The following is an 18,659-nucleotide window of genomic DNA, read 5'->3' as shown; positions in this document are numbered from 1 at the left end:
CGGCGGACCTCGCCTCAATGCCGCAACTGGCTCTGCCGGAACTCGCGCGGCGACATGCCAAAATGCGCGCGGAAGACGCGGCCGAAATGTGAGAGGTCGTTGAAACCCCAGGCGAAGGCGATCTCGCTGATGTGGCGATGGGCGAGCACGGGCGAGGCGAGATCGCGCCTGCATTGGGCGAGACGTTCGGCGAGCACATAGCGTTGGAACGAGGTTTCCTCGTCGGCGAGCAGATCGTTCACGTAGCGGGGCGAGATGCCGAGTGCGGCGGCGGTCTCCGGCAGCGACAGGTCGGGATCGGCGAGGTGGCTGCGGATATGCGCCTTTAGCCGGTAGAGCAGGGCCGAGCGATGGGTTGAGGACGGCAGCGACGTCTTGCCCAGCCGTTCGCTCAGCGCCATCGCGAGGAGATCGACGGCTTGCTCCGACAGCGCGGCGGCGTTGTTCGGCGCGAGTCGGTCCGCGCTCTGGCACAGCTTCAAGATGAAATCGTAGGCGAGCCGCTCAAGCGGGACGTCGGCTCCGAATGACATCGCGGTCAGCGCCTCGGTGCCGCCGAGCCGCCGCCTTAACATGTCGCGCGGCACCTTGAAGATCGTCTGCGTGAAGGTGTCGTTGAACTTCAGCTCATAAGGACGCGTGGTGTCATAGAGTGCGAACTCGCCGGGATGGATCACGGTCTCTCGGCCGTCCTGCACGACGCCGCCGGCGCCGCGATTGCCGAGTGCGATCAGGACAAAGTCCTGGTCGGAGCGCGAGATGCGGGAGGGCGTGCGGAAGACGTGCTGGCGGTCGGAGCAGACCTCGGAGCACACGGCCTTGCCGAGCGCGGCCTGCGTGACCGAGCCGTGGAAGGCGCTGCCGAGGTCGGACTTGCAGTCGAGCCCGACGAAGACGTCGCAGACGATGTCCTGCCAGAGGGCAAGCCGCCGGTAGCCGGGGCTGCCGTCCGTCGTGAACTGGATTGGCATCTGGAGAGCCTCCCTTTCACATCCAGCAAAACCGCATTCTGGCCGAGATCCAGCCTGACCGGAGGCAAATTCCGTACCGGGGTGGCGATCCCTTCCGGTCGAGTTTTTGTTCCGCCGCGGTCGAGCGCCCGGCCGCCCGCCTTGGCTCAATAGACTGCATCGGACGTGGTCTCCGATCAACCGGCAATGGAGGCGGCAATGGGCATCGAACATCCGAAATACAAGGTGGCGGTGGTGCAGGCGGCGCCCGCCTGGCTGGATCTCGATGCATCGATCGACAAGTCGATCGGGCTAATCGAGGAGGCGGCCGAAAAGGGCGCCAAGCTGATCGCCTTTCCGGAAGCCTTTATCCCCGGCTACCCCTGGCACATCTGGCTGGATTCGCCGGCCTGGGCGATCGGTCGCGGCTTCGTGCAGCGCTATTTCGACAATTCGCTCGCCTATGACAGCCCGCAGGCCGAGAAGCTGCGCGAAGTCGTACGCAAGGCAAAGCTGACGGCGGTGCTCGGCCTGTCCGAACGCGACGGCGGCAGCCTCTATCTCGCGCAATGGCTGATCGGGCCCGATGGCGAGACCATCGCAAAGCGCCGCAAGCTGCGGCCCACCCATGCCGAGCGCACCGTCTATGGCGAGGGTGACGGCAGCGATCTCGCTGTCCACGCCCGGCCCGACATCGGCCGCATCGGTGCGCTGTGCTGCTGGGAACATCTGCAGCCGCTGTCGAAATACGCCATGTACGCCCAGAACGAGCAGGTGCATGTCGCGGCTTGGCCGAGCTTCTCGCTCTACGATCCCTTCGCGCCGGCGCTTGGCGCGGAGGTGAACAACGCTGCCTCGCGCGTCTATGCGGTCGAAGGCTCATGCTTCGTGCTCGCGCCTTGCGCAACGGTGTCGCAGGCCATGATCGACGAACTCTGCGACCGGCCCGACAAGAACGCGCTGCTGCACGTGGGCGGCGGGTTCGCTGCGATCTACGGCCCCGACGGCAGCCAGATCGGCGACAAGCTCGCGCCGGACCAGGAAGGGCTGCTGGTCGCCGAAATCGATCTCGGCGCGATTGGCGTGGCCAAGAACGCGGCGGATCCCGCCGGGCACTATTCGCGGCCCGATGTCACGCGGCTCCTGCTCAACAAGAAGCGATACCAGCGCGTCGAGCAGTTCGCGCTGCCGGTCGACACCGTCGATCCCGCGGACATTGCCGCGGCGGCGAGCTAAGTGCAGCCGACAGGGGAGGGCCTGATCATGGAATCCGCTATTCCTCAGAACCTGGAAATGAAGCGCTCGCGCCACAAGCGGGTACCGGACGATTATCAACCGCCATATCCATCGTTCGTGGCGCGCTACAAGCCCGCGGTCAGCCGTGTCGTCATGGCCTATTTCGGTGTGCAGTATCGCGGCACGACGCGGGCGGCAGCGACGGAAGCACTCGTGGAAATCGGCGGACGCTTTGCGGTGGAAGTCGGTCCCTCGCATTGGGACTGCGCCCAGTATGTCGACCAGGCCGGCCATACGAATGTCGTCTCGGTTGCCTATTGGGACGACATCGCGTGTTTCGACGCCTGGTTTGCGCCGGCGCGCGAGGCGTGGACAGGCAAGGCGCGAGAGGGCATCGGTACGTTTATCGAGGTGCTGCGCCCCTCAGTCGAGCGGCACGAGACGTTGTTCTCCTCGCTCGGCCGGCCCGAGGGTGTGGCCGCCATCGCCGACGGCATGAGCGGCGAAGTGCAGGAGCACGCCTATTGGGGTGGCATGCGCGACCGCATTCCGCTGTCGCAGACCGATGCAATGACGCCCGGCGGCAATCCCGAGCTGATCCGCGATGGTGCGCGGTTGCGTGTGAAAGCGCACGACAATCTCTGCCTGATCCGCTCTGGACAAGACTGGAGTGACACAGAGACTTCGGAGCGAAAACTCTATCTCGACGACGTCGAGCCGGTGCTGCGCGAGGGCATGGAGTTTCTGCGCGACGACGGGCTCGGCATCGGCTGCTATGCCAATCGCTACATGCGCGTGCTCGCCGCCGACGGCAGCGTGAGCGAAAAGTCCTACGGCCAGAGCTGGTGGAAGAGCCTCGCGGCGCTCGAACGCTGGGCGGAATCGCATCCGACCCATGTCAGGATATTCGGCGCCGCCATGAAGTATCTATCGACGCTCGGGCCATCGGCAAAGCTGCGGCTCTATCACGAAGTCACGGTGGCCGCCGCGGACGAGCAGTTCTTTGAGTATCTGAACTGCCACCCGAAGACGGGCATGCTGGCGGCGGTCGAGACCGCGAGCACCTGAGGGTTACGCAACGCAGTGGCCGAGCAGCTCGGGATGCGTGGCGCAGATGTGATGCGCGCCGGCTTCCTTAAGCTCGGCCTCGCTGCCATAGCCATAGAGCACGCCGATCGCGGTCATGCCGTTGGTTCGGGCGCCGACCACGTCATGGCTACGATCACCGATCATGATCGCGGTGCGCGGATCGACCTTGGCCTCGGCCAGCGCATACCGAAGCAGGTCGCGCTTATCGACGCGCGTGCCGTCGAGCTCGGAGCCGAACACGCGCTCGAAATAGGGCCGCAGGCCGAAATGATCGACGATGCGGTTGGCGTAGACCGCAGGCTTGCTGGTGGCGACGAAGATGCGCTGACGTGTCGCTGCCAGCGAGGACAATGTGTCCTCAATTCCACTGTAGGCCTCGTTCTCGAACAGGCCGACATCGCTGAAGCGCTCGCGATAGAGCAGCAGCGCCCGGTCGGCGAGTTCCTCGCTTCCAGTGAGCTTCGTCAGGCTGGCATGGAGCGGCGGCCCGATGCACCAGGTCAGCTCGTCCTCGCTCGGCACCGCGACGCCTATCCGCTCCAGGGCGTACTGAATCGAGCGCGTGATCCCGGGTTTCGGGTTGGTCAGCGTGCCGTCGAGATCAAAATAGATTGTAACCATCAGGGCGGGACCAGTGTTGATACTGCCGCCCGTTGCTAGTTGGCTGGGCTTCCAAGTCAAGGTCGGATTTGCTTCATTGCTGTCTCGCCCATTCGACGATCGCCGTAGCCTCCGCGCCGGCCTGCGTCTCCCAGGCGGCGATCGCGTTCGTTGCCGCCTTCCGAAGCGCGGCGACGAGCGACGCAGGCGCGGGTTCGGCGATGCGGACGCCGTTGTCACGCATGCGCGTATAGTTTTCGGAGTTGCGATGGGCCAGCAGTGCGTACTGGCTTTGCTCGGTCTCGGCCGCCGCAGCCAGAACCTCGCGTTGCATGGGCTCGGATAGCTCGGCAAACGCGTCGCTGCGGATGAACGCGATGGAGACCGGCATCGCGTAATTGATGGCCGTAAAATACGGCAGGAAGTCCCAGAGCTTGCGTCCCGCGCCACCGTCGCCGGAGGTGAGGAACGCATTCAGCCGGTGCTCTCTGAGCCCGGCAAGCGCCGCGTCCATCGGCAGGAATTGCGCGTTGGCCCCGGCCGCGCGCATCACTTCGCTGGAGTTTGTGTCGTAGGCCCGCAAGTTCAGTTTCGGCAGGTCGTCGGCGCCTTCAAGCGCGTGGTCCGACCACAGCCCCGTCGCCGGCCAGATCGTCAGATAGAGCAGCTTGAGGCCACGTGCCTGGAGCGCGCGTTCATAGAGCGGGCGCGCCCGCACATTGCCGGCCCGGGCGACGTCAACGGATTGCACCAGGAAGGGCAGGGTGGAAAGACCGAGCACCGGGTCAATGCCGGACAGCGCGCCCGCGAACGCGTCGCCGCCGGCGATCCGGCCGTCTAGCGCCGCGCGAGGCATCTCGCTCGAGCTGATCTTGAGTTCGTTGTCGAAGGCATTGGCTACGATCACGAAGCCGTGGGTACGCTCGGAGACGCGGCTGGCGAAGGTCGTGAGCCCGATCCCGGAAATGTTGTTCTGCGGATATTCGGTCGTCATCCGCCAGGTGACTTGTGCCGTGGCCGGTGCGACGCTGAGGACGAGCGCGGCCCAGACGGTAAGGGCGGGGATGGTGCGGATCCGTTTGGCAAGGAAGAGCATTGGGAGGAGCAGACCAGGAATCATATCGGCGATGTCTCGAACCATGTCAGGAAGCCACGATTTGGCAGAGCACCTTGTCGCATGCCGCGCCGGCGCATGCCACAGATATGCTTGTGCCGCGCTGCGCATCATCGCCGCGCTGCTCCTGTCGGCGACGCAGGCGCAAGCTTGGGACAGTTCGCCGGCAAAGACCAACGTCGCGGTGCCGAGCGTCGAGGAGCTTGCGATGCCGCCGCAAAAGCCTCCGGATGCGCATGAGAGCGACACGCGGGAGTCGATCTGCCTGATCATCGAGGCGGCCGCGCGCGACGCCAATCTGCCGCTGGAATTCTTTGCCCGGGTGATCTGGCAGGAGAGCCGCTTTCAGACCGATGCGGTGGGACCGGTGACGCGCAGTGGCGACCGCGCGCAGGGGATCGCGCAGTTCATGCCGGGCACTGCGAACGAGCGCGGGTTGCTCAACCCCTTCAATCCGGTGCAGGCGCTGCCGAAGTCGGCGGAGTTCTTGAACGAGCTGCGCAACCAGCTCGGCAATCTCGGTTTGGCCGCGGCCGCCTACAACGCGGGACCGCGGCGGGTGCAGGAGTGGCTCGCCGGCACCGGCGGCATGCCTGATCAGACCCGCAACTACGTTTTCGCCATCACCGGGGCGACGGTCGAGACGTGGGCTAAGGCCGGCGCGACCGGCAAGGGGCCGCCAAGCGGACCGCCGACAAGCTGCCGCGATTTGATGGCGCTTTTGAAGCGGGCGCCAAACCCGTTCGTCGCCGAGCTCGAACAGCATGTGGAGCTCGCCGCTGCAAAAATCTGGGGCGTGCAGCTCGCCGCCGGATTCGATCGCAACAGGGCGCTAGCGATGTATTCCCGCGCAGTCACACGGTTGAGCGCCGTGATCGGCGAGCGCGATCCGAGCTTGCTGTCGTCTGTGATGCGCAGCCGCGGCACGCGCGCCTTCTATCAGGTGCGCATTGGTGCTGATACGCGTACCGAGGCGGATGATCTCTGTAACCGCATACGCAAGGCGGCTGGAGCCTGCTTCGTGCTGAAGAACAGGGGTGTGAGCGGGTAGGGGCGTCTTTGTCTCCTTTTGTCATTCCGGGGCGAGCCCCTTGGCGCGAGCCGGAATCCATTGTTCAGCAATCTCTCAGGCCCGATGGATTCCGGGCTCACGACTTCGTCGCGCCCCGGAATGACGGTGGATAGTGTTGGCGCGTGCATGTCAGCCCCGCCTCGCGCTTCCTTGACGCCAGCGGCCACATTGCCCGTTATGCGGGCACGATTCCTCTTCCCGACCGGCCGTCCCGTGGCGTTTCCTCCGCTCGATTCACCTGAATGGCAAAGCTCCTGGCGCGCCTTTGCATGGGGGCTGCGCTCGATCACGCAGACGATCCTCACCGTCGTCCTGTTCGTGACCTATCTCGGCATCGGCGCGCTCGCCCACGATTCGCATTTCAGCCTGGCCTGGGCGCTGGCTTCGACGCTGTTCGTCTGGGCCGGGCCGGCGCAGATCATTCTGATCACCACGCTCGGCTCAGGCGCGACCATCATTCAGTCCGCGATCGCGGTGACCGTCAGCGCCATCCGCCTGTTCCCGATGGTGGTGTCGGTGTTGCCTCTGATGCGTACACCGACGACGAAACGGCGGGAGATGATCTTTGCCGCACACCTCACCGCGGTGACGTTGTGGGTCGAATGCCATCGCTTCCTGCCGCGGGTGCCGCGCGAGCGGCGGATCGCCTTTGTCCACGGGCTCGGCTGCGGCCTGGTCTCGGTGTGCCTCTGCGCCAATACGGTCGGCTATTTCCTGGCCGCCAATTTGACGCAGACGCTGGGCGCCGCGATCCTCCTGCTGACGCCGCTGTCCTTCCTGTTCTCGACCGCGCGCAACAGCCGCGAGATCGCGGACGTCGTCGCGCTCGCGTTGGGGATATTGCTTTATCCGCTGGCCGCGAAGATGAACTCCGGCCTCGACATCCTCGTCAGCGGCCTCGTTGCCGGCACCATCGCCTATTGCGTGCACTGGTGGCGCGAGGTGCGCGCATGAACTTCGCGCAGCTCATCGGTGACTGGCACGCGCTGGCCGTGCTGTTCGTCGCCGGCGTCGTTCCCAACCAGATATGGCGCATGCTGGGCCTGTGGTTCGGCGGTGGCATCGACGAAGGCTCCGAGCTCCTGGTCTGGGTGAGAGCGGTCGCGACCGCGATTCTGGCCGGTGTCATCGCCCAGATCGTGGTCGAGCCGCCCGGCGCGCTCGCCAGCGTGCCGGACGTGTTGCGGTATGGTGCGGTGGGCGCCGGCCTCATCGTCTTCCTGCTGACGCGCCGCTCGATCTTTGCAGGCGTGGTCGCCGGCGAAGTCTTCATGCTGGCCGGCAAGTGGTGGTTGGGTTAAAACCCTCGCGAACAGCAAGGAACTGGAAATATGGTTCGCGAAAACGAACTGCGCGAGGGCGAGGTCGCCATCGACCTGCCGCCGACGCAGGATGCCGGCCTCGTCTTCATCGGCCGTATTCGAACCCCCTGGACCTCCCGGCTGGAGACGCCGCGGCAGGGGCGGCACGATGGCCCGGTGTGCCGGCTCGAAATCTTCGATCTCTTCGTGCCCGCGATCAAGGGCGTCGACTTCTACAGCAATCTCGAGGTGCTCTACTGGCTTGACAAGTCGCGCCGCGACATAGTCCTGCAAAGTCCGAAGAACAACCAGAACACGCGCGGCACCTTCTCGCTGCGCTCGCCGGTCAGGCCGAACCCGATCGGCACCTCGATCGTGAAGCTCGTCGGCATCGAGGGTAATGCGATCCTGGTGCGGGGCCTCGACTGCATCGACAACACGCCGCTGATCGACCTCAAGCCCGACCGCTGCGAGTTCACGCCGCTCGCCGCGCCGCAGGCGGGGGATTTCGAGACGGAGTGAGGTTTCTCCACGTCGTCATTGCGAGGAGCCCTTGCGACGAAGCAATCCAGACTGTCTCTGCCGGGGCAGTCTGGATTGCTTCGCTGCGCTCGCAATGACGGAGTGTGTGGCGCTAACCCGCCTTCAACGCCGCGATCAGCTTGCTGGCGTTCTCTTCCAGCACGTTGACGTCCTCCTTGCGGCTGGCGGGCGGCAGCATCGCGACGCCGTCGTGGCGCGGCATCACGTGCATGTGCAGGTGAAACACCACCTGTCCGCCGGCGGGCTCATTGAATTGCTGGACGGTGATGCCATCGGCCTTGAACGCCGTCATCGCGGCGGCCGCGATCTTGTGCGCGCCGCGGGCGACGTGGGCGTAGTCGTCAGGCGTGACGTCGAGGATGTTGCGGGCAGGGGCTTTTGGGATCACGAGCGTATGGCCGGACACACGCGGCATGATGTCGAGGAAGGCGAACACGTGCTCGTCCTCATAGACCTTGTGGCAAGAAAACTCGCCGCGCAGGATCTTTGCAAAAATGTTGTTGGGGTCGTAGGCGGTCATGGCGGCTCCCTAGAATTTTGCGCTTACTGTCACCAGCCGCAGCAGGGCGTCAAGGCGCCTCGTCGGCGTCTTTCCGGAACGGTCCCATCTCGGCGAGCTCCCGTCCGGCCTCCGCGACATAGGCGCGCTCGCGCTTGAGGTAATCGTCGATGGCGCGGCGTAGACCGGGATCGGCGATGAAGTGGGCGGAATGGGTGGTTTGTGGCAGGTAGCCGCGCGCGATCTTGTGCTCGCCTTGCGCGCCAGCCTCGACATACCCAAGCCCGTGCTTGATCGCGAAATCGATCGCCTGGTAGTAGCAGACCTCGAAATGCAGGAACGGGTGATGCTCGACCGCACCCCAGTTGCGGCCGAACAGCGTGTCCGAGCCGATGAAGTTGATCGCGCCAGCGATCCAGCGGTCATTGCGGCGGGCCATCACCAGCAGCACGTCCTCGCTCATGGTCTCGCCGATCAGCGAGAAGAATTCGCGCGTCAGATACGGCCGGCCCCATTTGCGCGAGCCGGTCTCCGTGTAGAAATCGAAGAACGCGTCCCAGGCATCCTCGGTGATGTCGCTGCCCGTGAGGCAGTGGATGGTAATGCCGGCGGCAAGCGCGTCGCGGCGCTCGCGCTTGATCGACTTGCGGTGGCGCGAGTTCAGCGTGCCGAGGAAATCGTCGAAGGTCGCAAAACCCTGGTTGTGCCAGTGAAACTGCTGATCGGTCCGTTGCAGGAAGCCGTGCTCCCCGAGCAGCCTCCATTCGGCTTCGCGCGCGAAGGTGACGTGGACGGAGGAGGCCTTGCTGACGCCGCACAGCGCCACCAGCCCGCTCGCCAGCGCCTCCGCGATGCGCTCGCGGTCGACGCCGTCGCGGATCAGGAGCCGCGGCCCCGTCGCAGGGGTGAAGGGAACCGAGACCTGGAGTTTTGGATAATAGCGTCCGCCGGCCCGCTCATAGGCTTCCGCCCAGCCGCGGTCGAAGACGTATTCTCCTTGCGAATGCGATTTCAGATAGCAGGGCACGACGCCTGCGACGCGGCCATCGATTTTGGCCACGAGGTGCCGAGGTCCCCAGCCGGTGCGTATGGTCGCCGAACCCGACTTCTCAACAGCAGAGAGAAACGCGTGCGAGACGAAGGGGTTATACGCAGGTTTTAACAGGCCGGCGGAAAAGCCTGGGAGCCCGGATGAGGTTCCCTTGCCATGCCCGTTGCAAGCCTTGCCGGGATTTGCGCAGGCGTCCCAATCCTCAGCGGAGACTTCGCCAATGGATGGTACGGCCTCAAGCGTGATTTCGGATGATGCCATCGTGCCCAAGATCGTGCATTGCAGCAGCGACTTCAAGAGTGGGGAACATCAAGCCTACGGCACGAACCCCTCAAAGATCATCTGATCCGCATACTGCCCGGCGCGCGTCCGCTGCTCGGGCGTGCGCACCGTCCAGCCGAGCAGGGCGCAGCCGAACACATTGCGGGCGATCCAGGGGGCAGGGGCCGGCAAATGGTCGACCTTGAAGGCGACGAAATGCGGCTGGGTCTGCAAGCCGTGGCGCAGGTACAGCATGCTGTCGCGCTGCTCCTGCGTCAGCTTCGCCCAATACTCGTCCTCATATGTCCGCTGCGCGACGATGCCGCGTGGGCGTGAGGGCAAAAGCTCGCGCAGCGCCAGCACCTGGTCGGGATCGAAGGACATGCCGACGGCGGGGCCATCGTAGGATGCCAGTACCTCGGCCATCCGCTTCACCAGCTTGCGGTCGCCGCCAAAATGGCTCTTCACCTCGATCACCAGCGGTACGCGGCCGGCGACCATGGCGCAGAGGTCCGACAGCGACATCATTCGCTCGGCCGTGTCCTTGAACGTGAGGCCCTTCAGCTCGGCCGCGCTTTTCTCGATCAGCTCGCCGGTGGCCTCGGCGAGGCGGCCGAGCTCATGGTCGTGATGCACCATGGCCTCGCCGTCGGCGGAGAGCTGGATGTCCACCTCGATCGAAAAATTGCCAGCGATCGCAGCCTGCACCGCGCCCGGCATGTTTTCGACGACGCTACGGGAAATGTCATGCAGGCCGCGATGGGCGACCGGGCGGGCTGTCAGCCAATCAGGAGCACGCAAGGCCGTCAGCTCCGCCTCAGGCGACCTCGAACAGGCCTTCGACCTCGACCGCCGCATCCGCGGGCAGCGAGGCGACGCCGACGGTGGTGCGGGCGTGGCGGCCCTTGTCACCGAAGGCCGCGACCATCAGGTCGGAGGCTCCGTTGAGCACCTTCGGCCCGTCCAGGAAATCGGGCGCCGAGTTGATGAAGCCGCCGAGGCGCACCACACGTACGACCTTGTCGAGGTCGCCGAGCGCCGCCTTGACCTGGGCCAGCAGGTTGACGGCGCAGCCGCGCGCCGCTGCCGCGCCCTGTTCGATCGAGACATCGGCGCCCAGTTTGCCCTTGGCGATCAGCTTGCCGGCGGGATCGAAGCAGACCTGGCCGGAGACGAACAGCAAATTGCCGGTGCGCACAAATGGCACGTAGTTGGCCACAGGGGTGGGGGCCTCGTGCAGCTTGATGCCCTGTTCCGCCAGTTTCTGCTCAACCGTGCCCGCCATGTCTCGACCTCGATGTCCAGGAATTCATTCGCGCCCGGCACGCCGTTGCGGGTCGGGCGCGCCCTGTTTCGCCCATCGTGCCGCCACATGCAAGCAAGCCGATGCGGGCGGCAGGAGGCCGGGCCGGACTGCGATTTCTTGAGGCGGGACAGGAGGTTCAACGCTGGGCCGCAATTTTACGTGAAACCGCCGCAGTTGCGACGCATTGGAACGGTCATTAAAGTGTCGAATCTGCGCTTCCCAAGGGACAGACATGGTGCACCTTTTCCGGACTTCGCTCGGTGTGATGGCGCTCGCGGCGGCCGCTTTCGGCGCAGGCGGCGGGGCTTACGCAGCCAGTGGTCCGTTCCTCGCGCACCAGGCGCTCTACGATTTGAGCCTCGTGAAATCGCGCTCGAACTCGGTCAACAGCGCGCGCGGCCGTATCCTGTACAATTTCGCCGGCAGCTCTTGCGAGGGCTACACGTCCGAATTCCGCCAGGTCTCCGAGCTCGACAGCGGCGAGGGCAAGGTCACGCTCAGCGACCTCCGCTCCAATTCCTGGGAAGACGCGGCCGGAAAGAGCTACCGCTTCAAGATCGAGACGCGAATGAACGAAGCCGACGCCGGCCGGGTCGACGGCTCGGCGGAGCGCGACGGCGACCACATCAACGTCAAGCTGAAGCTGCCGGCGCCGAAGGCCTTCACCCTCGACGGCAAGATCGTATTCCCGACTGAGCAGATCCAGCGCATCATCGCCGCTGCCAAGGACGGCAAGTCGCTTCTGGAGCTGTCCGTCTATGACGGCTCCGACGACGGCCAGAAGGTCTACAACACGCTGACCGTGATCGGCCAGCCGATCCCCGCCGACCGTACCGCCTCGCCGGATCCGTCAACGTCGGACGAGCATATGAAATCGCTCAAGCGCTGGCCGGTCACCGTCAGCTATTTCGACCGCGAAGCGCAGCAGAAAGAGGGCGAGCAGACGCCGGTCTATGCGATGGCCTTCGAGCTCTATGAAAACGGCGTCTCCCGCCAGCTCGTGCTCGACTACAACGATTTCGTCATCTCCGGCGCGATGGGCAAGTTCGACGCGAAGGACAGCAAGCCCTGTAATTGAGGCTTGGTTCTTTTCGGAAGCGGTCACCACCGGCGCATCCTGGCATCTGGCCCTCAGCGCGCACTGCGGCTAGGCTCCCTCCCAACCATAAATCTCCGGGAGCCAGCCCCATGCCCAAGCTCGATCATCTCCGCCCCAGTGGCCTGCATCACAATCCGGCCTATTCCCACGTCGTCACCGCCTCCGGCGCGCGCACCATCTACATCTCGGGCCAGGTGTCTGTCGACGAGGAGGGGCGGATCGTCGGCGAAGGCGATCTCGCCGCGCAGACCACGCAGGTGATGCAGAATCTCGGCCTGGCGCTGAAGGCGGCTGGCGCGAGCTACGCCAACATCGTGAAGATCACGACCTTCGTGGTGAACTACAAGCCGGAGCTGCGCCCCGTCATCGGCAAGGCCCGCTCCGTCTTCTTCGAAGGCATGGAGCCGCCCGCCAGCACCCTCGTCGGCGTCTCCGCGCTCGCGGCGCCGGAATGGCTGATCGAGATCGAGGCGGTAGCGATCGCGGATTGAGGTGGGCTACGTGCGCGTCGCGCCGGACATCTCTTGCAGAACTGCCAGCGCTTCGTTAGGCGCGTCCCTCACTCCTGCGCTTTCTCCGGCCCCTCATAGGCAATGCCTCGGATCACCGCGGCGCTTCCGAATTTTTTGCGCAAGCCGTCTATCGCGCGCTCGGCGTGGGCGGCGCGGCGGTCGAGCATGTCGGTGTCGTCGTCGGCCGAGCCGGTGCGCAGTGCGCTGACGCCGGCGCCCATCAGGCGGAAGGCGGTGCCGTCGATTTCCTTGGCCAGCATCTCGCGGCAGATCGCGAAGATTTTTGCGGCGAGTTGCGTGGGCGCCGCGATCGATTGCGAGCGCGTGCGTTGGCGGAAATCGGCGGTCTTCAGCTTCAGCGTGACGGTCGAGCCCGCAAGCTCGCTGCTCTTCAGCCGCGACGACGTCTTCTCGCACAGACGCCACAAAATCCGCTCCAGCGTCGCGAAATCGCGGATGTCGGTCTCGAAGGTGGTTTCGCTGGAAATCGTCTTGGCGCCGCGGTCGGGTTCGACGCGGCGGTCGTCGATGCCGCGGGCGAGCCGCCAAAGCCTGCGGCCGTCGCTCGGAAACTGCCGCATCATCTCGATCTCATCGGCCTTCTGGAGATCGGCGATGATGCGGAAGCCACGCTGCGTCAGCCGCTCCTGGGTCGCCGGCCCCACGCCAAAAATGAAGCCGACCGGCTTCTCCGCCAGCATCGCGCGCGCTTCCTCCTGATCGAGCGCGGCAAAGCCGCGCGGCTTGTCGAGGTCGGAGGCGATCTTCGCCAGGAACTTGTTGCAGGACAGCCCGACCGAGACGCTGATGCCGATATCGCGCTCGACGTCGCGGGCAAAGCGGGCCAGCACTTTTGCCGGGATCATGCCGTGAGCCCGTTCGGTGCCGGAGAGATCGAGAAAAGCCTCGTCGATCGAGAGTGGCTCGACCAGCGGCGACAGCGCCTGCATGGCCTGGCGCACCTCGCGGCCGACCCGGACATATTTCGCCATGTCCGGCGGGATCACGACCGCATGCGGGCAGGCTTCCAACGCCCTATACATCGGCATCGCCGAGCGCACGCCATAGGTGCGCGCGATGTAGCAGGCGGCTGACACCACGCCGCGCTTGCCCCCGCCGATGATGACGGGCTTGTCGGCGATGTCAGGATTGTCGCGCTTTTCCACCGTCGCATAGAAGGCGTCGCAATCAATATGGGCGATGGTCAGCGCCGACAGCGCGCGGTGGCGGATGAGGCGAGGGGAACCGCAGGCAGAACAGCGCCGTACGCCCACATCCAGATCGGCCAGACAATCCCGGCAGAAGCAGCGGGGCCCGGCCGGATCGGGAGCGTTCACGGCACGTCGCGCTCCCAGGTCCGGTCGCCGAGCGCGTCGCCCAGCACCTGCCGCGCTGCGGCAACATTGGTCGGATGCAGTTCCGAGGCACTGGCGAAGGCCTTCACGGTCGCGTCATCGCGCAACACGAAATCGAGCACGCTGACGAGAAAATTGGGGTCGGAGGCGGCATTCCGCAGCGTCTCCGGACCGACACCTGTCTCGGCCAGGAACAGGCCCAGCCGCTCGGGTTCGCCTGCGACGAAAGAGAGCGCCTGAATCGCAACGATTTCAGCGACTTCGCGGGGGTTGTGAACAGGCTTTTTCAAGGGGTCGGTTTGCCTTTCCGTTAACTTTCAGTGTCTACTTTGGAATCATCATGCCCGAGTCTCGTGCCTAAGTCTTGCGACCCCAGACAAGCAACTGGAAACCACATCGCAGAAAGTCGGCCCTCGGGTTTAACGAAACTAGAGCGAATCTGAGGCTAGTTTGAATCCAGTTTTCGAAGCGCCGGCGAGCGGCGCCTGAGGCGTCACATGTATTGCTCTCCTTGCCAATTGGGAGGACAGGATGGCTAAGACCGTCCTGATCGTGGAAGACAACGAGCTCAACATGAAGCTCTTCCGCGACCTGTTGGAGGCGCACGGCTACCAGACCACGGGCACCAGCAACGGCTACGAGGCACTCGACCTCGTGCGCAAGATGCGGCCCGATCTCGTGCTGATGGATATTCAATTGCCGCAGGTCTCCGGCCTGGAGGTGACGCGCTGGATCAAGGACGATCCGGAGCTGCGCGCCATTCCCATCGTCGCGGTCACGGCCTTCGCGATGAAGGGCGATGAAGAGCGCATCCGCGAAGGCGGCTGCGAAGCCTATTTGTCCAAGCCGATCTCGGTCGGCAAGTTCATCGAGACGGTCCGGCGTTTCATCGGGTAGGGAGTGAGTTTCAGTGTCCGCGCGTATCCTGGTTGTCGATGACGTCCCTGCCAACGTCAAACTGCTCGAAGCCCGTCTCTCCGCCGAATATTTCGACGTGATGACCGCGTCGAACGGCACCGAGGCGCTCGCAATCTGCGCCCGCGCCGAATGCGACATCATCCTGCTCGACGTCATGATGCCGGACATCGATGGTTTCGAGGTCTGCCGCCGCCTGAAGACCGATCCCGCGACCCACCACATCCCCGTCGTGATGGTGACGGCGCTCGACAGCCCCGCCGACCGCAATCGCGGGCTGGAGGCCGGCGCCGACGATTTCCTGACCAAACCCGTCTCCGACGTCGTGCTGATTGCGCGGGTGCGCTCGCTGACGCGGCTGAAGATGATGACGGACGAGTTGCGCATGCGCGCCATCACCTCGCTCGAGATCGGCATGCAGGCGCCCGAGCGCACCGCGGTGGCCGACACCGGCAAGGGCGGGCGCATCCTGTTGGTCGACGACCGCCAGTCGTCCTATGAGCGGCTGTCGGCACTGCTCGCCGCCGAACACACCGTCGATGTCGAGCCCAACCCGACGGAGGCACTGTTCCACGCGGCCGAAGGCAATTACGACCTGCTGATCGTCTCGCTCGACCTCAACAATTTCGACGGCCTGCGGCTGTGCAGCCAGGCGCGCTCGCTGGAGCGCACGCGGCACGTGCCGATCCTCGCGATCGCGGAAGCCGAGAACAGCACAAGGCTGCTCCGCGGGCTCGAGATCGGCGTCAACGATTATCTGCTGCGTCCGATCGACAAGAACGAGCTTTTGGCGCGCGCACGCACGCAGATCCGCCGCCGCCGCTACACCGATCATCTGCGCGACAACGTGCAGAACTCGATCGAGATGGCGATCACCGACGCGCTCACCGGCCTGCATAACCGCCGCTACATGGAGAGCCATCTGGCGACGCTCGCCGAGCAGGCATCGACTCGCGGCAAGCCGCTGGCGCTGATGATCCTGGACATCGATTATTTCAAGTCGATCAACGACAATTACGGCCATGACGCCGGCGACGACGTGTTGCGCGAATTCGCCGTGCGCGTGCGCAAGTCGATCCGTGGCATCGATCTCGCCTGCCGCTACGGCGGCGAGGAGTTCGTCATCGTGATGCCGGAGACCGACCTCCACGTCGCCGGCATGGTCGCCGAGCGCCTGCGCCGCTCGATCGCGGGCGAGCCCTTTGCCGTCCACAAGGGCACCAAGCGGATCGAGGTCACGATCTCGATCGGCCTGACCACGCTGGAGCAGAAGGGCGAGCCCGTTGCCGACGTCCTCAAGCGCGCCGACACCGCGCTGTATCGCGCCAAGCACGACGGGCGCAATCGCGTGGTGTCGCAGGCGGCGTGAGGCTGGCCAGCACAAAAATCTCGAAAACAACCCCATGCACAGTAGCCGATGCTAGCGAGATCAACGGCTTACGCGGGCCGCAAAGCCCTTTGACTCGTCGGGCAAAACAGGGGCATTTTGTCATCGTCGGGTAGTGGGACGACTGCTGTCGCTACATCCTCAACTGTCGTCCCGGCGGAGGCCGGGATCCATAACCCCAGGGAGGGGTTGTGGTGCGAGCAGGTAACCACGAGTCTTCGTCAAATTACTCCCTGTGGCTATGGGTCCCGGATCTGCGCTCCGCTTCGCTTGTCCGGGACGACAGCGGTTAGTGCGGCGCGCGCTTGCCTCGTTTCACCGCCGGCTTCACCACATCATCCCCCACATCCACGCCCGCATTCCGCAGCAGCACCTTTGCCGCTTCCTTCGCCGCACGCGCCATCGCGGGATCGTCGCGTACAAGGTCCTGCGCGATGGAGCCGTCGACCAGCAGCACGAGCTGCGTTGCGAGCGCATCCGCCTCGGCAACTCCGAGCTCATTCAGGCGGTCGCGAAACCAGACGCGGCGGCTCTCCTTGAAGGCGATCGCGATCTTCTTAACCGCGCGGTCCGCGGGCCCGAGCTCGGCCACCGCATTCACGAACGGGCAGCCGCGAAAATCCTTGGCTGCAAACCGCCGCTCCAGCGAATCGAAGGTGGCGAGGATCTGCTCGGCCGGCGGCTTGTCGGACGGCCGCGGCTGCACGAAGCGGCGCGCCAGATAGGCCGCGATCAGCGCGTCCTTGGACGGGAAGTGGTTGTAGAGCGTGCGCTTGGAGATGCCGACCTCGGCCGCGATGGTGTCGACGCCGATGGCGCGGATGCCTTGCAGATAGAACAGCTTGTCGGCGGTCTCGAGGATCCGCTCCTTCATCGTCTGTGGGGTGGGCGGGGGAGCCATGCGGCGGCGAACGTCCTCTTCGCTTGACAGTGCATCCCTTCTATAGCCTAAGTACACAGGTCTGTGTAACTAAAATCTGCGGGAATCGCAGACGACGGCTATCGCGCCGCGCTGACTAGGGAGAAGAATAACAATGCCCCTGTTGCAGATCCTGCGTCCGACGCTTCCCATTCTGATCGGCGCCTCGATCATGCTCACGCTGAGCATGGGGTTGCGGCAGAGCCTCGGGATCTTCCTGCAGCCGCTGACGCATGACATTCATATCTCGGTGTCGGATTTCACGCTGGCGCTGGCCGTGCAGAATCTCGCCTGGGGCTTTCTCCAGCCGCTCGCCGGTGCGCTGACCGTGCGGCACGGCTTCCGCCCGATCATGATCGTCGGCGCGCTGATGTACATCGCGGGCCTCATCCTGATGGCGACCGCGAATGGCCTCGTCGGCATCATGATCGGCGGCGGTGTGCTGATCGGCACCTCGCTGGCCTGCACAGCGGCCGCGATCGCGATGTCGGTGGCGGCGCGCGCGGTACCCGAAACAGTGCGTTCGACCGTGCTCGGCATCGTCTCCGGCGCCGGCTCGCTCGGCGCGCTGCTGTCGGCGCCGCTCGGGCAGATGCTCAACGAGGGCTTTGGCTGGCGCATCGGGCTCGCCGGCTTCGTGGTGATGTCGGTGCTGATGATCCCCGCCGCCTGGTACGCCGGCCGTGTCGACATGATTCCGCTGCCGAAGCCCGCGGCCGACGACATCGGCGATGCCACGGCCATGATTGCGGCGCGGACCGCATTCGGCAACGCGTCGTTCGTGGTGATGACCTGTGCCTATCTCGTCTGCGGCATGCAGCTCGTGTTCCTGACGACGCATTTGCCGTCCTACCTTGCCATCTGCGGCCTCGACCCGATGCTGAGCGCGCAGACGCTCGGTATGATCGGCGGCTTCAATGTGCTGGGCTCGCTGTTCTTCGGTTGGGCCGGCCAGCGCTGGAACAAGCTCGCGCTGCTCGGCGGGATCTACATCCTCCGCTCGCTCGCGCTCGCCTGGTACTTCATGCTGCCGGCCACGCCTGCCTCGACACTGCTGTTCGGCGCGATCATGGGCTTCCTGTGGATGGGGGTCGGCCCGCTGGTGGCGGGCGCTGTCGCCGAAATGTTCGGGCTGCGCTGGCAGGCCATGATCCAGGGTCTTGCCTTCATGAGCCACCAGATCGGCAGCTTCCTCGGCGCCTACGGCGGCGGGGTGATCTACGACTCGCTCGGCTCTTACACCATGGCGTGGCGAATCGGCGTTGCGCTCGGGCTCGCCGGCGGCATCATCCAGGTCGCCTTTGCGCTGATGCGGCCGCCGGTACTGCGGGCAGCGTAGCCGGGGCGTGTCCTGGTAATTATCACCTCTGTCGCCGGGCCTCACGCAGCAGAGCGCTCGGAACGAAGACGGACGGCATCGATGTGTGCTTATTGTCGAGGATGGGAGGGA

General features: G+C 65.0%; 21 protein-coding genes. 11 read left to right on the top strand and 10 right to left on the bottom strand.

All coding sequences use genetic code 11. The annotated features are described in order from the left end of the window. Nucleotides 1-14: 14 nt before the first annotated feature. Nucleotides 15-971 carry a helix-turn-helix domain-containing protein gene (locus IVB18_RS29230; protein WP_247983852.1) on the bottom strand — a complete coding sequence of 319 codons (957 nt, stop codon included), beginning with the start codon at nucleotides 969-971 and terminating at the stop codon, nucleotides 15-17. Nucleotides 972-1,169: 198 nt separating this feature from the next. Here IVB18_RS29230 and IVB18_RS29225 point away from each other — a divergent pair, with 198 nt between their 5' ends. Both IVB18_RS29225 and IVB18_RS29220 read left to right on the top strand, forming a co-directional pair. Continuing rightward, a complete protein-coding gene (locus IVB18_RS29225) occupies nucleotides 1,170-2,186 on the top strand; it encodes a carbon-nitrogen hydrolase family protein (RefSeq protein WP_247983851.1) in 1,017 nt (338 codons plus the stop codon). Nucleotides 2,187-2,213: 27 nt separating this feature from the next. Continuing rightward, a complete protein-coding gene (locus tag IVB18_RS29220) occupies nucleotides 2,214-3,254 on the top strand; it encodes a phenylacetaldoxime dehydratase family protein (RefSeq protein ID WP_247983850.1) in 1,041 nt (346 codons plus the stop codon). Between the two features lie 3 nt (nucleotides 3,255-3,257). On the opposite strand, the gene IVB18_RS29215 is transcribed toward IVB18_RS29220, so the two are convergent. Both IVB18_RS29215 and IVB18_RS29210 read right to left on the bottom strand, forming a co-directional pair. Further along, nucleotides 3,258-3,896, bottom strand: a complete 639-nt coding sequence (locus tag IVB18_RS29215) for an HAD family hydrolase (protein ID WP_247983849.1) — start codon at nucleotides 3,894-3,896, stop codon at nucleotides 3,258-3,260. A gap of 73 nt (nucleotides 3,897-3,969) precedes the next feature. Then, complete coding sequence (locus IVB18_RS29210; RefSeq protein WP_346732679.1) at nucleotides 3,970-4,995, bottom strand: TRAP transporter substrate-binding protein; 1,026 nt, start codon at nucleotides 4,993-4,995, stop codon at nucleotides 3,970-3,972. 202 nt (nucleotides 4,996-5,197) lie between these two features. Between IVB18_RS29210 and IVB18_RS29205 the strand changes: the two genes are divergently transcribed. The 4 genes from IVB18_RS29205 (at nucleotide 5,198) to tsaA (ending at nucleotide 7,884) form a co-directional block, all read left to right on the top strand. Next, the gene (locus tag IVB18_RS29205) at nucleotides 5,198-6,040 is read left to right on the top strand and encodes a lytic transglycosylase domain-containing protein (RefSeq protein WP_247983847.1); all 843 of its coding nucleotides are present in this window, start codon (nucleotides 5,198-5,200) and stop codon (nucleotides 6,038-6,040) included. A 234-nt stretch (nucleotides 6,041-6,274) separates the two neighbouring features. Further along, entirely contained in the window at nucleotides 6,275-7,015 is a 741-nt protein-coding gene (locus IVB18_RS29200; RefSeq protein WP_247983846.1) for an AzlC family ABC transporter permease, read from the top strand. After that, the gene (locus tag IVB18_RS29195; RefSeq protein WP_247983845.1) at nucleotides 7,012-7,362 is read left to right on the top strand and encodes an AzlD domain-containing protein; all 351 of its coding nucleotides are present in this window, start codon (nucleotides 7,012-7,014) and stop codon (nucleotides 7,360-7,362) included. Before IVB18_RS29200 ends, IVB18_RS29195 begins: the two co-directional genes overlap by 4 nt. 30 nt (nucleotides 7,363-7,392) lie before the next feature. Continuing rightward, nucleotides 7,393-7,884, top strand: a complete 492-nt coding sequence (gene tsaA, locus IVB18_RS29190) for a tRNA (N6-threonylcarbamoyladenosine(37)-N6)-methyltransferase TrmO (protein WP_247983844.1) — start codon at nucleotides 7,393-7,395, stop codon at nucleotides 7,882-7,884. Between the two features lie 112 nt (nucleotides 7,885-7,996). Here the strand turns inward: tsaA and IVB18_RS29185 are convergent, their stop codons facing one another. The 4 genes from IVB18_RS29185 to IVB18_RS29170 are packed head-to-tail and all read right to left on the bottom strand — an operon-like array spanning nucleotide 7,997 to nucleotide 11,001. Further along, complete coding sequence (locus IVB18_RS29185) at nucleotides 7,997-8,425, bottom strand: HIT domain-containing protein (RefSeq protein WP_247983843.1); 429 nt, start codon at nucleotides 8,423-8,425, stop codon at nucleotides 7,997-7,999. A 49-nt stretch (nucleotides 8,426-8,474) separates the two neighbouring features. Further along, on the bottom strand, nucleotides 8,475-9,716 hold the full coding sequence (locus IVB18_RS29180) for a GNAT family N-acetyltransferase (RefSeq protein WP_247983842.1): 1,242 nt from the start codon (nucleotides 9,714-9,716) through the stop codon (nucleotides 8,475-8,477). A gap of 54 nt (nucleotides 9,717-9,770) precedes the next feature. Beyond that, nucleotides 9,771-10,517: a glycerophosphodiester phosphodiesterase gene (locus IVB18_RS29175; RefSeq protein WP_247983841.1), complete on the bottom strand. Its 747-nt coding sequence runs from the start codon at nucleotides 10,515-10,517 to the stop codon at nucleotides 9,771-9,773. Nucleotides 10,518-10,533: 16 nt separating this feature from the next. Next, nucleotides 10,534-11,001 (bottom strand): RidA family protein, encoded by a 468-nt coding sequence (locus IVB18_RS29170; RefSeq protein WP_247983840.1) that lies wholly within the window; start codon nucleotides 10,999-11,001, stop codon nucleotides 10,534-10,536. Nucleotides 11,002-11,254: 253 nt separating this feature from the next. On the opposite strand from IVB18_RS29170, the gene IVB18_RS29165 reads away from it, so the two are divergent. Together IVB18_RS29165 and IVB18_RS29160 are read left to right on the top strand one after the other, a co-directional pair. Beyond that, on the top strand, nucleotides 11,255-12,100 hold the full coding sequence (locus IVB18_RS29165) for a cell envelope integrity EipB family protein (protein ID WP_247983839.1): 846 nt from the start codon (nucleotides 11,255-11,257) through the stop codon (nucleotides 12,098-12,100). Nucleotides 12,101-12,210: 110 nt separating this feature from the next. Next, complete coding sequence (locus IVB18_RS29160) at nucleotides 12,211-12,612, top strand: RidA family protein (RefSeq protein ID WP_247983838.1); 402 nt, start codon at nucleotides 12,211-12,213, stop codon at nucleotides 12,610-12,612. Between the two features lie 68 nt (nucleotides 12,613-12,680). On the opposite strand, the gene IVB18_RS29155 is transcribed toward IVB18_RS29160, so the two are convergent. Continuing rightward, nucleotides 12,681-13,970, bottom strand: coding sequence for a DNA polymerase IV (locus IVB18_RS29155; protein ID WP_247983837.1), 1,290 nt, complete (start codon nucleotides 13,968-13,970; stop codon nucleotides 12,681-12,683). Beyond that, nucleotides 13,967-14,278 carry a DUF3572 domain-containing protein gene (locus IVB18_RS29150; RefSeq protein WP_247983836.1) on the bottom strand — a complete coding sequence of 104 codons (312 nt, stop codon included), beginning with the start codon at nucleotides 14,276-14,278 and terminating at the stop codon, nucleotides 13,967-13,969. The genes IVB18_RS29155 and IVB18_RS29150 overlap by 4 nt, the downstream gene beginning before the upstream one ends. 241 nt (nucleotides 14,279-14,519) lie before the next feature. Here IVB18_RS29150 and IVB18_RS29145 point away from each other — a divergent pair, with 241 nt between their 5' ends. Next, nucleotides 14,520-14,885, top strand: coding sequence for a response regulator (locus tag IVB18_RS29145; RefSeq protein ID WP_247983835.1), 366 nt, complete (start codon nucleotides 14,520-14,522; stop codon nucleotides 14,883-14,885). A gap of 13 nt (nucleotides 14,886-14,898) precedes the next feature. Beyond that, entirely contained in the window at nucleotides 14,899-16,272 is a 1,374-nt protein-coding gene (locus tag IVB18_RS29140) for a PleD family two-component system response regulator (RefSeq protein WP_247983834.1), read from the top strand. 307 nt (nucleotides 16,273-16,579) lie between these two features. Here IVB18_RS29140 and IVB18_RS29135 read toward each other — a convergent pair whose 3' ends face one another. Then, on the bottom strand, nucleotides 16,580-17,191 hold the full coding sequence (locus IVB18_RS29135; protein WP_247983833.1) for a TetR/AcrR family transcriptional regulator: 612 nt from the start codon (nucleotides 17,189-17,191) through the stop codon (nucleotides 16,580-16,582). Nucleotides 17,192-17,324: 133 nt separating this feature from the next. On the opposite strand from IVB18_RS29135, the gene IVB18_RS29130 reads away from it, so the two are divergent. Next, complete coding sequence (locus tag IVB18_RS29130; protein WP_247983832.1) at nucleotides 17,325-18,548, top strand: MFS transporter; 1,224 nt, start codon at nucleotides 17,325-17,327, stop codon at nucleotides 18,546-18,548. Nucleotides 18,549-18,659: the final 111 nt, after the last annotated feature.

Origin of the sequence: Bradyrhizobium sp. 186 (assembly GCF_023101685.1) — a bacterium.
Classification (GTDB): domain Bacteria; phylum Pseudomonadota; class Alphaproteobacteria; order Rhizobiales; family Xanthobacteraceae; genus Bradyrhizobium.
The sequence above is the reverse complement of the archived record's forward strand: the minus strand, read 5'-3'. Positions and strand labels throughout refer to the sequence as shown.